13 protein-coding genes and 3 tRNA genes are annotated in these 15,977 nt (G+C 38.2%); 11 read left to right on the forward strand and 5 right to left on the reverse strand.

The annotated features are described in order from the left end of the window. Positions 1-473 precede the first annotated feature (473 nt). The 7 genes from ACZ5QH_RS13715 to ACZ5QH_RS13745 all read left to right on the forward strand — a co-directional run bounded on the left by ACZ5QH_RS13715 (position 474) and on the right by ACZ5QH_RS13745 (position 6,219). The gene (locus ACZ5QH_RS13715) at positions 474-1,346 is read left to right on the forward strand and encodes a MetQ/NlpA family ABC transporter substrate-binding protein (protein ID WP_004719302.1); all 873 of its coding nucleotides are present in this window, start codon (positions 474-476) and stop codon (positions 1,344-1,346) included. A gap of 113 nt (positions 1,347-1,459) precedes the next feature. Continuing rightward, complete coding sequence (locus tag ACZ5QH_RS13720; RefSeq protein ID WP_004719301.1) at positions 1,460-2,485, forward strand: methionine ABC transporter ATP-binding protein; 1,026 nt, start codon at positions 1,460-1,462, stop codon at positions 2,483-2,485. Further along, positions 2,482-3,177: a methionine ABC transporter permease gene (locus ACZ5QH_RS13725; protein WP_004719300.1), complete on the forward strand. Its 696-nt coding sequence runs from the start codon at positions 2,482-2,484 to the stop codon at positions 3,175-3,177. Before ACZ5QH_RS13720 ends, ACZ5QH_RS13725 begins: the two co-directional genes overlap by 4 nt. A 200-nt stretch (positions 3,178-3,377) precedes the next feature. Next, on the forward strand, positions 3,378-3,998 hold the full coding sequence (locus ACZ5QH_RS13730) for a hypothetical protein (RefSeq protein ID WP_303577798.1): 621 nt from the start codon (positions 3,378-3,380) through the stop codon (positions 3,996-3,998). 204 nt (positions 3,999-4,202) lie between these two features. After that, positions 4,203-4,934, forward strand: a complete 732-nt coding sequence (gene gloB, locus ACZ5QH_RS13735; RefSeq protein ID WP_034613366.1) for a hydroxyacylglutathione hydrolase — start codon at positions 4,203-4,205, stop codon at positions 4,932-4,934. Positions 4,935-5,050: 116 nt separating this feature from the next. After that, a complete protein-coding gene (locus ACZ5QH_RS13740) occupies positions 5,051-5,617 on the forward strand; it encodes an alpha/beta hydrolase (protein ID WP_303577797.1) in 567 nt (188 codons plus the stop codon). Between the two features lie 398 nt (positions 5,618-6,015). Continuing rightward, on the forward strand, positions 6,016-6,219 hold the full coding sequence (locus ACZ5QH_RS13745; RefSeq protein WP_004719296.1) for a hypothetical protein: 204 nt from the start codon (positions 6,016-6,018) through the stop codon (positions 6,217-6,219). 172 nt (positions 6,220-6,391) lie between these two features. Here the strand turns inward: ACZ5QH_RS13745 and ACZ5QH_RS13750 are convergent. From ACZ5QH_RS13750 to ACZ5QH_RS13770, 5 genes are all read right to left on the reverse strand, one after another. Then, positions 6,392-6,476 (reverse strand) — tRNA-Leu (locus ACZ5QH_RS13750). A 36-nt stretch (positions 6,477-6,512) separates the two neighbouring features. After that, positions 6,513-6,586 (reverse strand) — tRNA-Trp (locus tag ACZ5QH_RS13755). A gap of 41 nt (positions 6,587-6,627) precedes the next feature. Beyond that, a tRNA-Leu gene (locus tag ACZ5QH_RS13760) sits at positions 6,628-6,712 on the reverse strand. A 108-nt stretch (positions 6,713-6,820) separates the two neighbouring features. Then, positions 6,821-7,633 carry a protein kinase domain-containing protein gene (locus ACZ5QH_RS13765; protein ID WP_303577885.1) on the reverse strand — a complete coding sequence of 271 codons (813 nt, stop codon included), beginning with the start codon at positions 7,631-7,633 and terminating at the stop codon, positions 6,821-6,823. Then, positions 7,630-9,141, reverse strand: coding sequence for a DUF3336 domain-containing protein (locus ACZ5QH_RS13770; RefSeq protein ID WP_303577884.1), 1,512 nt, complete (start codon positions 9,139-9,141; stop codon positions 7,630-7,632). Before ACZ5QH_RS13770 ends, ACZ5QH_RS13765 begins: the two co-directional genes overlap by 4 nt. 201 nt (positions 9,142-9,342) lie before the next feature. On the opposite strand from ACZ5QH_RS13770, the gene ACZ5QH_RS13775 reads away from it, so the two are divergent. The 4 genes from ACZ5QH_RS13775 to cysE all read left to right on the forward strand — a co-directional run bounded on the left by ACZ5QH_RS13775 (position 9,343) and on the right by cysE (position 15,889). After that, a complete protein-coding gene (locus ACZ5QH_RS13775; RefSeq protein ID WP_004822502.1) occupies positions 9,343-10,215 on the forward strand; it encodes an ATP-binding protein in 873 nt (290 codons plus the stop codon). Positions 10,216-10,617: 402 nt separating this feature from the next. After that, the gene (dnaE, locus tag ACZ5QH_RS13780) at positions 10,618-14,190 is read left to right on the forward strand and encodes a DNA polymerase III subunit alpha (protein WP_004822504.1); all 3,573 of its coding nucleotides are present in this window, start codon (positions 10,618-10,620) and stop codon (positions 14,188-14,190) included. 41 nt (positions 14,191-14,231) lie between these two features. Beyond that, positions 14,232-15,065 carry an RNA methyltransferase gene (locus tag ACZ5QH_RS13785; protein ID WP_303577883.1) on the forward strand — a complete coding sequence of 278 codons (834 nt, stop codon included), beginning with the start codon at positions 14,232-14,234 and terminating at the stop codon, positions 15,063-15,065. Next, complete coding sequence (cysE, locus tag ACZ5QH_RS13790; RefSeq protein WP_244013061.1) at positions 15,065-15,889, forward strand: serine O-acetyltransferase; 825 nt, start codon at positions 15,065-15,067, stop codon at positions 15,887-15,889. The genes ACZ5QH_RS13785 and cysE overlap by 1 nt, the downstream gene beginning before the upstream one ends. The last annotated feature ends 88 nt before the right edge of the window (positions 15,890-15,977 follow it).

Raw genomic sequence — 15,977 nt, forward strand, 5'->3', positions numbered from 1 at the left:
CATCTCGCCTAGCACCCCCTAATAATGTTTATCACTGTACTGCTATAGGTACAGATCTAATTTTATTTTACTTATTCAAAAAAAAGATAATAAATCCTAAAAAATTTATATATTATGAATAAGTATAAAATTTAAACATTTATCGTTTAGCATTCAACAAAAGCATTTGTTTTCTTTATTAAATTAATAAAAACATTGATATTCAAACAACGACATCACTACCCAATGTCAACACGCAGCCACTATGTATAATTTTCATTTATTGATATGATAAACAAATCTTTAGAGTCTGTTTTAAACAATTAAAATTCTTTTAAAACAGACTGCTAATCCTCAAATGTAAAGAATATAGATAGCGCAATCAGACAAGTACGTCACCGCATTATTTATTTTCAAAATGTTAAAAATTCGATTTAAATGATCGAGAATGCAAAGGACAAAATTCTACTGCATTTGCTACTTAGGATTTATTCATGAAAAAGCTGTTTGGCGTTTTACTTAGCGCGTCTGTGCTCACTCTTTCTGCTTGTGGAAAACAAGAAGCTCCAAAAAATGATGCTGCCCAAGCAGATGCAGGTAAAGAACAAGTCGTTACCATGGCTTCTACAGGTTCTGATGCAGATATTTGGCGCTATATCGCAACATTACCAGAAACAAAACAAGCTGGAATTAAACTAGAAGTTAAAAACTTTACTGACTATGTTGCAATGAATACTGCTGTGGCAAACAAAGAAGTCGATATCAATGCATTCCAATCTTATGCATATCTTGTTGCTTTCAATCAATCCAACAAAGAAAAAATTGCACCAATCTCTACAACATATTTAGAGCCAATGGGTATTTACTCTAGTAAAATTAAAAAAGTTGAAGAGTTTGCCAATGGTGCAACCATTGCTATTCCAAATGATGGCGCAAATGAATCACGCGCATTGTTACTTTTACAATCTGCTGGTCTCATCAAATTGAAAGATGGCTTTGATTTAGTTAAAGGCACGCCTGCTGATATTACTGAAAATGCAAAGAAAATTGTCATCAAACCTATTCAAATGGCGACTGCGGTACGTGCTAAAGATGAAGTTGATGCAATTGTTTTAGGTAATACTTTGGCAATGGAAGGCGGATTAAACGTGCTTAAAGATTCGGTTTATTATGAGCCAGTTGACCAAACAACCAAAATGAATGTCAACGTACTTGCTGTTGCAGATGCACGTAAAGACGATGCTCTTTTGAAAAAAGTGGGTGAGTTATATCATGTTCCTGCTGTAGGTAAATATGTTCAAGAACACTTCGGTGGAACTAAAGTTGATGTGAATAAACCTGTAAGCTATCTTACAGAATCAAAATAGTTTTATAATGGATCAGGTCTATTGACCATTCTTTTATGAAAGGTCTGTAGACCCTCATAAAACAGGCAAAGTGAATTTGCCTGTTTTTTCTTTTTGCTATAGTTTTTGACGATATGATTGAATTTAAAAACATTTCAAAACACTATGAGTTGAAAGGTCAAACCATACGTGCACTGGATCAGATTAATCTTGAGATTCCAGCGGGCAGTATTTTTGGCATTATCGGCTATAGTGGTGCAGGTAAAAGTACCTTAATCCGTTTGATTAACTTGCTTGAGCGTCCTAACCAAGGACAAGTCATCATTAATCAAAAAGACTTTACGGCACTTGATGCACGTGCATTACGTCAAGAACGTGCAAACATAGGCATGATTTTTCAGCATTTCAATTTGCTACAAACCAAAACTGTAGCTGACAATATTGAAATGCCGTTAAAGTTGCTGGGTGTCAGTAAAGACCAACGTGAAAAACGTTTAAATGAGTTACTTGAGTTTATTGATCTAAAGCACAAAAAAGATGCTTTTCCAGATGAACTCTCGGGAGGACAAAAGCAACGTGTCGGTATTGCACGTGCCTTGGCCAACCACCCAAAAATTTTACTTTGTGATGAAGCAACCTCTGCGCTTGATCCACAAACCACGAAATCTGTTCTTGCTTTGCTTAAAAAGATTAATCAAGAGCAAGGGATTACCATTGTCATGGTTACGCATGAAATGGATGTAATTGAATCTGTTTGTGATTTTGTTGCCGTCATGGAACAAGGCAAAGTGATTGAAACTGGTTCCACCTTAGAAATTTTTAGTCAACCGCAACACCCGACGACGAAAAACTTTATTCAAACCGTTTTACAGCAACAGCTCCCTGTTAATATCTTAAACAATCTCGAAAATCAAAATCATAAAAGTATTTATAGTCTGCAATTTTTGGGTACTTCAGCACAAGAGACCGTGGTACAAGCAGCAATTAAGCAATTTGATGTCAGCTTAAATATTTTATTTGCCAATATGACTGAAATTAATGGTTCAGTGATCGGTCAAATGTTTATACAACTTTTGGGAGATGCTGAAAGCATTCGCCAAACCATAGATTTCTTTGAAAAAAATGGGGTCAAGGTGGAACAGTCAGGAGTTAGATTATGAGAGAACTCATTGTACAATGGCTCACTACGCTCACAGCACCATTTTGGAAAAGCTCTTTAAGCATTGACCAATTTGTTACAGCGATGCAAGAAACCATTCAAATGGTCATTTTTGCAATGCTGTTTGGTACTATTTGGGGCTTTGTTCAAGCAATTACCTTGTTGGTCACTCGCCCTAATGGCATTTTACCCAATCGCGCTGTTTATCAGATTTTAAATCCTATCGTCAATGCGCTACGTTCCCTACCCTTCATTATCCTATTGATTGCGGTTTTCCCACTCACTAAAGCGATCGTGGGTACAACTATTGGTACTTGGGCAGCGATTGTACCTTTGACCATTTATGTTGGTCCTTATATTGGTCGTCTTGTAGAAACATCATTGCTTGAAGTGAACGAAGGGATTATTGAATCTGCACAAGCAATGGGTGCATCGCCTTGGCAGATTATTTTTAAATTTATTATCCCTGAATCTCGTAGCTCACTCATTCTGAGCCTTACTACAGCAACCATTAGCTTGATTGGTGCAACAGCGATGGCGGGTGCTGTAGGCGCTGGCGGTATTGGTGATTTAGCAATTTCTTATGGTTATCAACGTTTCGATCAAAGTGTGGTTTATCTCACTGTGATTGTCCTGTTGATCCTTGTACAAATTGTACAGAGTCTTGGAAATTGGTTATCTAAACTTCGATAATCCTTGCTTGCCATTTCCAGTTGTTCTTCGTTCTAAAAAATACCCTCCTTGTTGAGGGTATTTTTTATTTCTTGAGTTAGCTACAGATATAAATACTTATAAAATTTATAGATCCTTTTTAATTCTACTCATTTGATCAACTGCTCTTGATCAATCCTTCAGAACTGATTAAGTTATAGAAAACTTAAGAAATATTTGAAATGAATAATTTTACCCAAACCATCGCCTCACTACTCCTTATGCTACCTATTTGCAGTTTTGCTGCGCAACATTCAGAAGATTACACCACCACAGTGAAAGTTAATGGTGTCGAGCTCAACCAAGCAGTAAGTGCAACACAAATTGAAAAATTGCTTGGAAAAACCTCTCAAAAACCTATAAAAACATTTTCAGAATGTACAGGAAACTATGAATACTCAATCTCTACTGCATCAGGAAAAAATCTAACATTTGACATTTTTAGTGAAGAAAATCCACAGATTAAATCTGACGCTTTTTATAAAAGCAAAAATACTTTTCAACAACTTGGTACGACCAAAGGGCGAATTTGGCTTTCTTGGACAAATGCACAAAAGATGACAGACGCCGTTTTGATTAACAACAAACCCATCACCAATCTGTATAGCATCAATCAATTTAAAAAAGACTTTCCAAACAGTGCCAAAACTGGCACCCATGTTTTAATGTTAACTGCGTCGGAAGCCAAAGAATTTTTAAAAAATCCTGCTGAATTTGAAACAGGCTATCGCAGTTATGTTGATTTTAGTTTTAAAAATGGCAAACTCAGTAAATTAGAAATCAGCCAAGGAATGGCTTGTTAAATTTTAGTGAGAATAGCGTATTGGTCTATATGCTATTCTCTAAAAGAACAACCTACCGCAAGACTTGTTTGTTCAATCAAATACAATGCCGTACAACCGAATTACATATGTTTTCACATTAATAAGCCCGTAATCAGCTTTCCAACTTGTCTATGGCCTGATTTTGCGATTAAATTTGTGTCAGCATATCCATGGAATTCAACGATGCAATTTAAAATTCACGTCATAGATGTAAAAAATCAATTACAAAACTATATTTGGCTGATCGAAGACAGTCACAGCCACGATGTCGTTGCAATTGACCCCACAGAAGCATCGCTGGTTGAAGATTATTGCCTTGAGCATCAACTGAATTTAAAACAAATTTGGCTTACACACTGGCATAAAGACCATATTGGTGGTGTTCCAGAATTGATTGCAGATCATAATATTCCTGTTTATGGGCCACGTGCTGAACTGAGTCACATTCCTTTTATTACCTACCCACTACAACACGATGATCAATTTGAATTTCATGGATTAAACATCGACATTATTGCTGTGCCAGGTCACACCCTAGGACATGTCGTTTACTTTATTGATGCATTAGACAGCGTTTTCTGTGGTGATACCCTTTTTGCTATGGGGTGTGGACGTATGTTTGAAGGAACTGCTGAACAGTTTTATCACTCTCTCAATCGCCTTGCTGCTTTACCACCAAGAACCAAAGTTTACTGCACCCATGAATATACGCTTTCTAATGCACAATTTGCTTTGCATATCGAGCCAGAGAACCGAGCGATACAACAACGTGCCGAAGAAATCAAACAGCTTCGTGAACAAGGGAAAATCACCTTGCCCAGCACCATTGAACTTGAACTTGAAACCAATCCCTTTTTACGTGTTGAAAGTGCTGAAGAATTTGCACGTATTCGTGCATTGAAAGATCATTTTTAAGCAATCACGATTATTGTTTTTACAATGTTAAACTGCGCCAGCCTAAGCCTCTGTTTTTAAAAGCCTCGCAGCGGGCGGTACTGTTATTACATGCCTATACCAGTACCGTTCAAGATATGAAGGCCTTAGCAAAATTTCTGCATCAACATGGCTACACTTGCTATGTGCCTAGCTACGCTGGGCATGGTTTAACGATTGATGAGTTTCTCAATTACACGACAGCGGATTGGTGGCAAGATACATATAATGCTTATCAATTCTTAGAAAATCAGGGTTATAAGCATATTGCTGCCATTGGGGTTTCTTTAGGTGCAATTTTATCGTTAAAACTCACTGAGCACTTTCCAATTGATGCATGTATTAGCATGTCTGCGCCACAGGATCGAAGTGTAAATGATCTTTTTAAGCGACTAAAGCACTATGCTGAATATCTCCACCAATTTGAAAACACTCATACAGGTTTAGGCTTAAAAAGCTTAGAAAATAAAGCAGCAATACAACTACAGCCATTTCATCAATTTGTTGCCGTAACCATAAGTGATATTTCTTTAATTCGCGCACCTATCTTTTTATTGTATGGTGAGTTAGATGATGCACATTATCCCAGTGCACAAACCATTTATAATCATGTGAATTCTACAAAAAAACAAATTAAAGTTATCCCAATACTGGGCATCTCATGACGTTAGGTAAAGATCAGACACAACTGTTTGGCGATATTTTAGATTTCTTAGATCAACATCATCCTGTACAGCTGTAATCCCCATGCTTCTGTTAAATTTACTTACATTTAACCACAGTGAAAATGAGAAAAATTCTGCTTTTTTAAACTGATATCTTTGCATCAAAATATTACAAACACAGTTTTTAGAATTAATTAATCCATTGTTTTATTTTAATATTTTTTATTAAATTCACATTTCATCCATATTAGCAGCAAAAAAATACGCATTGATACAAAAGCCTTATTTCTCAAATTGCTCAAATATTGATATAAAAAATAAGTTTCATCAAATTTCCCCTTTAAAAATTTAATGATCACCCCTATTAAATTTATAGGCAGGAATTAAGGAGATCTTCTGTGAAAAAGGTTGTAAAGGCAAAGAATTTAATCGCTTTTCGTATTTGGTTAGAAAAATTAGGCTATTCAGTAAAAAATTTAGCTGATGGAAAAGGATTTACTTTCAGCTTTAAAAAAGAATATGGTTTAGTCACTTGTGATTTATCTGGTAATAACTTAGCAATGCAGCTCGGTGAAGAATTTGAAGATCACTTAAAGGCTTAGTAAGTGTCTAAATGAAGTTTCTCTTTGAAAAGACCTAAACGATTTCGTTTAGGTCTTTTTATTGATTTGGCTAAAATTCTAATTCTAAAAACCTTTAATCAAGATACAGCATAGTTAGAATAAAAATTTAGACATAAAAAAAAGCATGATTTTCATCATGCTTTTTTAAATTTGGTGGGGACGGAGAGACTCGAACTCTCACACCTTGCGGCGCTGGAACCTAAATCCAGTGCGTCTACCAATTTCGCCACGTCCCCGAATAAAAACTAACGCTGTAGTCTTTTTAAATAACTTGGCAGAGGATCAAGGATTCGAACCTTGACGAACGGTTTTGGAGACCGTCATGCTACCATTACACCAATCCTCTATAACCCTTCATTTTGTTTTAGTACCACAAAATGAATTGCTTGGTGGGGACGGAGAGACTCGAACTCTCACACCTTGCGGCGCTGGAACCTAAATCCAGTGCGTCTACCAATTTCGCCACGTCCCCAATGGCTGTGTATATTATAGAGATCGTTTTATTATGACAAGCCCTTTTTTCGAAAAAGACACTCGTTTGTTTAAATAAAAAACAAATGTTGCAAATACTGCTTTTTGTTTAAACAATTTGGCTTAATACTTGTTTTATTTGATAAATATTTGAGCAACGTTTCCCTATTTTTTTCATTAACATCTCTGTTAAAACCATTTCAAAAATTTTAAATTGCTGTGGTAACACCACATTTAGCTGCTGACAATGCAAAAATGCCCAATCTTGATAGCTTTTCGCCGATAAGCGCTGTTGTGTCAACCACTCCAACCAAACGATTCCCAACGCATAAATATCGGATTGAAATGATTTTGGTTGCGCATGAAACAATTCTGGTGCCATATACCGTGGTGTTGCTGTATGTGTTGCGATATTTGTTAAATTTGCGTCGTGAGCGGTGTTTACAGCCTGTTCAAAGTCAATCAAATAAATTTTCTCATCCTTAACACGAAAGTGCTCAACTTTGATATCACCATGCAGATAACCATAGTCATGCAAATGTTCAAGCACATCTAAGCTGAGTACTAATCGCTTACCAATTTCAGCCAAGCTAAGTTGATCAGGTAGATCCTGAAAAAGTTTTGGGGCATCTTCCACCCATAAAGCTTGATCAATGACCTCTTCATCAATTTTAAATTGCTGAAATGGATCAAATATTGAAAAGTTTAACAATACAGGTTGAGTTTCAGTTTCTAATGCATTCAACTCGCTATAACAGTTCAGCTCATTGAAAAAGTGCTGTTGATAACAGCGATTTGAATTTTTGAGCTGTAATTTCAACCAAAACCATTGCTGTCCCTGTTGAATTTGATAAACACGGCGACCAAATTTTTGACTTTGGATTGAATTATATGCAACCGGAAGAATTCTACTTTGGCTCATACTTCGGTCAATTGTTCTGCAGGTATATCTTTCGTCATTGGATGATTCAAAACTTCTAGACAATGTTGGATTGTTTTACCAATACGCGCATGTGTTTCTATGCTTGAAATTTTTGGCCAAGTTGCACGCTCACCTTCTCGTTGCAACAGCTTAAATAGATATGGACGTGGGTTCTGTAACATATAGCTATAATGGCGCAAGCTATATTCCCCAATAATATTGACATCACCATAATAGCGCTGGTCAATAATACCGTAACCATGATCGAGTAAACGACGCATAGAAGGAATTCGTCCCATACGACCTCTGGCAAAGTCCATGATCCCCATTGCAGCCATGCGTCCTTGACTACGCACAATACGTTCAGGCCAACTCAGTAAATCTCTACGGTAACGTTCTTCATCATTCTGCATAAACGGTACAATATGTGGATTCACCTGACTGGCAATGGTGTAATTCAAATTATAAAGACGTGACATGCGCTCTTGGGGAAAATCATTGCGGACACTGCCGTCTACCCAACGTGTATTTGCCAAATAAGGAGTATGTACACCATCGTAACGTTTACTGATCAAACGCACAGGTGGAAATAAAACAGGTACAGCACATGATGCCAATACTGCACTCCAGACCAATAAATCTGGTGAGGTATATTTATTCATGATTCGTACATCTTCTTGGGAGACATCATAAGGCGCTACAGTGACATTGATATCTAAGCCTGATTTTTCAAACGCCTCCTGAAAGGTTACATCACCTAAATTTTCGACCAAGAACTTTTTAAGATATCGGACATCAGCAAAACCACCATTGCCTTTGATTAATTCTTTTAAGCTTCGGAAGTGAAAAGCTTCACTATAAAACTGGTCACCACTGAGCAAATTTGGAATCTCACCCGGTTCATTTACCCCCAGCATCGCCGTCATGATTGCCCCAGCACTTGAACCAGAAAGTACTTTTGGCATTAAGTCTTGTTCCATTAATGCTTTACAGACACCGCTATGGAATAAACCTAATGTTGCACCACCTGAAAACATCAGTGCGGGCTGACCATAGGCCTTTTCACAGTTTTCAAAAAACTTCCTTTTGCTTTCATGACACAAAGCTTGGCAACTTTCTGAAGCGATGAATGCCAAACTATTGCTAACTTCATCAATATAATCTTCGATTATTTTTTTAGTTCCAACATAGGTATGTGCAAATAGCATCGGATGCCCGATGTTGGCAACATCGTGACTAAATCCTTCTCTTAGGATATACATCAAATCTTGGGTGCGATTTTGCAGACGGTAACGGCGCAATAAATTTAACCGATGGGAAATAATTTCAGCATCAAAATATGGAGAGGTATTATCCAGCTTCCACTCATGTGCCCCCGTTTCTTCATCCAGTTTTAACGCTATAGATTTCCACTCTTCATAGTTTTCCGCATGTTTCAGTTTTCTTTTTAGTTTTTTAATACGATAAGCCTGATGCGGATTTAAATCTTGAGTGAGTTCTAATAACATTTCTAATATTCCTTTGATTTTTAATCCGACACTTTTAAATACCTGTCGATAAACTATGCTGAAAAATAACCAGATAATCAATTACCATAAGTCATTTAATTCTTGCTTTAGATTCCAATTATCGCCTATTGAGATTAGCTCAATAAAATTACTGTGCTAATATCAACCACACATTGTAATTTCTGAAAATAGCGAACGGATATGGCAACTTTCGACTTACCTGACAATATCATCCAAAAATTATCCACTGTTCTTGATCAGTTACATCAAGTCCTTCCTGAAAAGAAACAAGATACTGACTTTGCAGCAGTGGCTTTTAGGTGGCACGATAAACAACTCAAAGCGATTTATAACCCGAAAGCAATGCATTTGGATGATCTTAAAGGGATTGAACGTCAGAAAGCTAAAATTTTACAAAATACTGAACAATTTCTACACGGTTTACCTGCCAACGACATTTTACTGACTGGCTCACGTGGCACAGGAAAATCATCCATTGTCCGTTCTTTACTTACCCAGTATGCAGAACAAGGCTTACGTTTAATTGAAATTGAACGAGATGATTTATCTGACTTGCCAGAAATTCAAAAAATTATTAAAGATCGTCCAGAAAAGTTCATTGTTTATTGTGATGACTTGGCATTTAATGCTGAAGATGAAAATTACCGTAGTTTAAAAAGCGTGTTAGATGGCTCGCTACAATCTGGCTCAAGTAATTTTGTGATTTACGCAACCAGTAACCGTCGTCATTTATTGCCTGAATTTATGCATGAAAACACGCCTGTAACTAAAGTCGATGTGCCGCAATATAAAGAGTTGCATCCACAAGAAGCCATCGAAGAAAAGATTTCATTATCAGATCGTTTCGGTTTGTGGTTGTCGTTTTATCCAATGGATCAAAATCTTTATTTAGAAATTGTGGAGCATTATTTAGCAAAAGCAGACATGCCCTTTGCTGATGATGTTCGTGCTGAAGCATTAAGATGGTGTCAAGCTCGTGGTCAACGCTCAGGGCGTGCAGCATATCAATTCTCTAAACATTGGATTGGTTCAGAACGTTTAAAGGCATTATAAGCCCGACTTTTTAGATATATACAGCCCTAACTGAATAATAGTCAGGGCTTTTATTATTATCACCTTAGTCATCCTAAACCCATTTATCACCCGATAAAATTTCACTGCTTCTTTGTCCAATTCGATAACAATAGCTTGAATGGATTACCCTGTTTCATTCAATCCATATCATTCAAATAAAGCTTCAATTATTCGTTTCTATGTAAAAAAGACCATCAACACACAACTCAAGCTGACTGCTGGTTAATCATGCAACTAAAAGCCAAAATTAAAAAATTCAGTATATTTAAATATATTTCAAATACTTAAATACAAAGCAATAATTCATCCAGAACATTTTATTTCAGCACATCACAGTTTAAGCGTGATAAAATAGCCGACAGTTTCATATAGGATAGGTCTATGCAGTTTGTTCATCTTGGTATTCATACCGAATTCTCGATTACAGAATCGATCGTACGTATACCTGATCTGATTAAAGCTGCCGCATCTGATGAAATGCCCGCTTTAGCCATTACAGACCTATCCAACCTGCATGCAGCAGTTAAGTTTTACAACAAATCGCTGGGGAAAGGGATTAAACCTATTTTCGGCAGTGTAATTCGATTAAATGATGCAAACCATAAAGCAACCTTACTGGCAATGACCAATAAAGGCTGGCGTGGTCTGACTGAAATAGTCTCTCGCGGCTTTATTGAAGGACAACAGCTGTCGATTCCATGTGTACAAAAAGATTGGGTACTTGAACAGTCTCAAGACATCATTGTACTTTTGGGCCTACATAGTGATGTCGGAGAAATGCTCTGTGCAGCTTATCCTGAAAAAGCCGAACCGCTGTTAGAACAATGGATCGAAAAATTTGGCAATCGTGTTTATTTAGCACTGACACGTACAGGTCGCCCATTAGAAGAAAGCTTCAACGAAGAAGCGGTTAAACTCGCTGCAAAATATAATATTGGTGTTGTGGCGCATAATGATGTGCATTTTGTTAGACCAGAAGATTATGAAGCACATGAAGCACGCGTTTGTATCGCAGATGGTTATGTTCTAGGCGATAGTAAACGTCCTAAGCATTACAGCCCTGAGCAATATTTTAAAACCTCTGCTGAAATGATTAAGCTATTTGCAGATATTCCAAGTGCCATAGAAAACACCTTACAAATTGCAAAGCGTTGTACCGTTTCACTCCGTTTAGGATTCCATGATCTACCAGACTATCCAATTCCGGAAGGTCATACTATCCATTCTTACTTTGAGCATCTTTCTGAAATTGGTTTAGAAGAACGTTTAGACTTCCTTTACCCTGTTGAAACACGTGATGAAGATTGGGCTGAAATCCGTAAGCCTTATGATGAACGTCTGGCCTATGAGCTTGGCATTATCAATAAAATGGATTTCCCTGGTTACTTCCTCATCGTCATGGACTTTATTCAATGGTCTAAAAACAATGGGGTTCCTGTAGGTCCCGGTCGTGGTTCAGGTGCAGGCTCACTCGTCGCTTATAGTTTAAAAATTACTGACTTAGACCCGCTGCGTTATGACCTACTCTTTGAACGTTTCTTAAACCCAGAACGTGTATCCATGCCCGACTTTGATATCGATTTCTGTATCGCTGGGCGTGATAAGGTCATTGACTATGTAGCACGCCATTATGGTCGTGATGCGGTTTCTCAGATTGCAACCTTCGGTACCATGGCTGCTAAAGGTGCGATTCGAGATGTAGCACGGGTTTTAGGTAAATCTTATGGTTTGGCAGATCGTATTTCTAAAATGATTCCGACTAAACCTTTAGGACTCACCTTAGAAGAATCTATTGAGGCTGAACCACAACTTAAAGATATTGTGACCAATCCATCCAACCCAGATTATGACGATGCTGCTGAAATCTGGGAAATGGCACTCAAGCTTGAAGGCATTACCCGTAATACAGGTAAACACGCAGGTGGTGTAGTCATCGCACCAACCAAAATCACCGATTATTCGGCAATTTTGTGTGAAGCTGATGGTACAGGACGGGTTGCCCAATTCGATAAAGATGATGTAGAAGCTGCGGGCTTAGTAAAATTCGACTTCTTGGGCTTACGTAACCTTACTGTAATTGAAGATGCGATTCAAAATATTAATAAGCGTATTCAATCTGATAAGCCGTTAAATATTTCAAACATTCCTTTGGACGATCCTAAATCCTATGCAGTATTTGCTGACGCAAATACCACCGCGGTATTCCAGTTTGAATCCGTGGGCATGAAAAAAATGCTTAAAGAAGCACGCCCAAGTAAATTTGAAGAAATTATTGCCTTCGTATCTTTATATCGACCGGGTCCAATGGACCTTATTCCTGACTTTATCCATCGTATGCATGGTGGTGAATTTGAATACTTACATCCGCTGTTAGAAAGTGTACTCGAACCCACTTATGGGATCATGGTATATCAGGAACAGGTGATGCAAGCCGCACAGTTCTGTGCTGGCTATACACTGGGTGGTGCAGATTTACTTCGTCGTGCGATGGGTAAAAAGAAAGTCGAGGAAATGGTCAAGCAACGTGCCACCTTTATTGAAGGTGCTGCGAAAAAAGATATTGATGAAGGTACAGCCAACCATATCTTTGACTATATGGAAAAATTCGCAGGCTATGGTTTTAACAAATCACATGCCGCTGCGTATGCTTTAGTTGCCTATCAGACGGCTTGGTTAAAAGCACATTACCCTTCTGAATTTATGGCTGCGGTGATGTCTTCGGAAATGCAAAATACAGATAACATTGTATTTTTAATTGATGACTGCCGAATCAACAACTTAGTGGTATTGCCGCCATCGGTCAATATGTCGTTCTACCAATTCTATGCCAGTGATGTAAACACCATTATTTATGGCTTAGGTGCAATTAAAGGTGTCGGCGAACAAGCCATGCAATCCGTGATTGATTCACGTGAGCAAGATGGTCCTTTTAAAGATTTATTCGATTTCTGCCACCGTGTAGATTTGAAGAAAATCAACAAAAGAACATTGGAAGCATTGATTCGCGCTGGTGCACTGGACTGTTTGGGAATTGAACGCTCAAGTTTAATGGCTCAACTTCCAGAAGCCGTCCAAGCCGCTGAACAAGCACGTTCAAATCGTGAAACGGGCATTATGGACTTATTTGGTGAAGTTGAAGAGGTTCAACGTAAGCCAGCTAAACCTGTAAAACCGTGGTCTGATGAAGTGCGTCTAAAAGGCGAAAAAGATACATTGGGTTTATATCTGACAGGTCATCCAATTGATGTCTATCGTGCAGAATTAAAATCCTTTATTCCAAATAAAATTAATGAATTAACCCCTACTCGCCGTGGTGTAACCACCGTTTTCGCTGGTTTAGTGGTCGATATTGCCAATTTCCCAAATCGAATGATGATTACCCTTGATGACGGCACAGCACGTATCGAAGTCTCTGCGAATCATGAACGCTTCCAACGCTTTAAAGACATTATTCAAAATGAAAAAGTGGTGGTGATTGAAGGTGAAATTTATGAACGTGAAGGTTTTGACCGCCCTATGGGTCGTTTGACCAAAGCATTCACCCTCAATGAAATTCGACAAAAGCGTGCCAATAGCATTGCCATAACACTGAATACTGAAGTGATGACGAAAACTTTAGCCTCGGATATTCAAAAGATCTTACTGCCTTTCTGTAATGTCGATATGTGTCAACATATTCCAATGCAGATCCAGTTAGATTATGACTATGCCACGGCTGAGTTACATTTAGGGCAACAATGGAAAGTTGCCCCATTGGATGAGTTGCTTTCCAAATTACGTGATTACTTTGGTAAAGAATCTATTCATATTGAATACCAAGTCAAATCTAAAGCGGCAAAAGCCGTGGATCATCGTGGACTTGCCCAACCGACTCAAGTTGCACCACCGCCAGAAAATATGAGTATGGATGATGCAATGGATGACTATATGGCAGATGCAGGCCAATTCTCCTAACCTCCCTATTTGAATTTAAAGCTTAATATTTTGGAATATTCATGGATATTTTCGACAATGCTGTGATTTCACAGCATTTAAGTCATGTACGCATTGTCATGGTCAATACGACACTTCCTGCCAATATCGGAAGTGCTCTACGTGCAATGAAAACAATGGGCTTAACTAAACTTGTGCTCGTTACACCTAAAACCTACCCTCACCCAGATATAGATGCCTTGGCAGCGGGTGCGGCAGATCTGATTGAGCACATAGAAATTGTCGACAGCTTAGAAAATGCCATTAAAGATTGTCATATTGTATTTGGAACCAGTGCGCGTAGTCGCACCATTCCGTGGCCTTTGCTTGATGCACGTCCTGCAGCGCAAAAATCAATGCAAGCGGTTATTCAACATCAGCAAGAAATCGCTATAGTCTTCGGTCGTGAAGATCGTGGTTTAACCAATGAAGAGCTTGCACTGGCAAACTTTCATGTCACCGTACCAGTGAATAGTGAATATGGTGTGTTAAATGTTGCTCAAGCAATTCAAGTGCTGTGCTATGAAATGCGTATGGCAACATTAGAACTGGCTGATAAGAAACTGGATACTGAAGCAGTGATGCGGGTAACAGATTCAGCAGATATGCATTGGGATGAACCTTTGGTCACACATGAGCAAATGGAACAATTTTATCCGCATATTGAAAAAATGTTGGCTGATATCGAATTTTTAGACCCTAAAAACCCGCGTTTACTGCCTTTACGCTTGCGTCGATTATTTGGGCGTATACAATTAGATAAGATGGAATATCATTTATTAAGAGGCATTTTTAGCCGAGTTCAAGCCTTAAATAATGGTACATGGAAAAAGTCAAAAGATGAGGATCAAAACTAATGCTAAAACAGCTTAAAGAAGATATCCAAGCTGTATTTGCGCGAGATCCTGCTGCGCGTAATACATTTGAAGTTTTAACCACATATCCTGGGATACATGCATTAATGATGCATCGTGTTGCCCATGAATTATGGGAAAAAGATTGTAAAACTTCAGCACGCATTTTGTCTTCTTTTAGTCGTTTTGCCACAGGTATTGAGATTCACCCTGGCGCTAAAATAGGTAAACGCTTTTTTATCGATCATGGTATGGGTGTAGTGATTGGTGAGACAGCAGAAATTGGTGATGATGTCACCTTGTACCATGGGGTGACCTTAGGTGGCACGACATGGAATAAAGGTAAACGTCATCCGACTTTAGCAGACGGTGTTGTAGTAGGCGCTGGTGCAAAAATCCTAGGCCCTTTTGTGGTCGGTAAAAATGCTAAAGTCGGCTCAAATGCTGTGGTGACTAAAGCTGTACCTGATGGCGTCACGGCGGTAGGTAATCCTGCTCGCTTTATTAGCAAAGATAAAGAAATCGTCACTACACCAGAACCAAGTTGTCCAGAAGAAATGACCAGTGGTATTGAAAACACAGAATTTCAAGCCTACGCAGCCGTACCAGAACAATCCGACCCTATGCTTGATGGTATGCGTGTTTTATTAGATCGTTTGGAACAAAATGAAAAACGCATCAATAGTTTGTGCCAGCGTTTATCACTTTTAGACCCAACCTTTAATTTACAACACAATATTGAACAGCCTTTAAGTGAAGATGAAATCAAAATTATTGAAGAAGTTAGACGTGAATGTGAAGCACAAAACCACTCATCGAAAGCATAAGGTTTCTTAGGGCCTGTTGACAATTCGTCTATGTTTGCGACTACGTGTGTTTTTTAGGCGATACTAGGCGCGAAATACTAAATGAGTA

The sequence above is a fragment of the Acinetobacter sp. Ac8 genome, assembly GCF_055392545.1.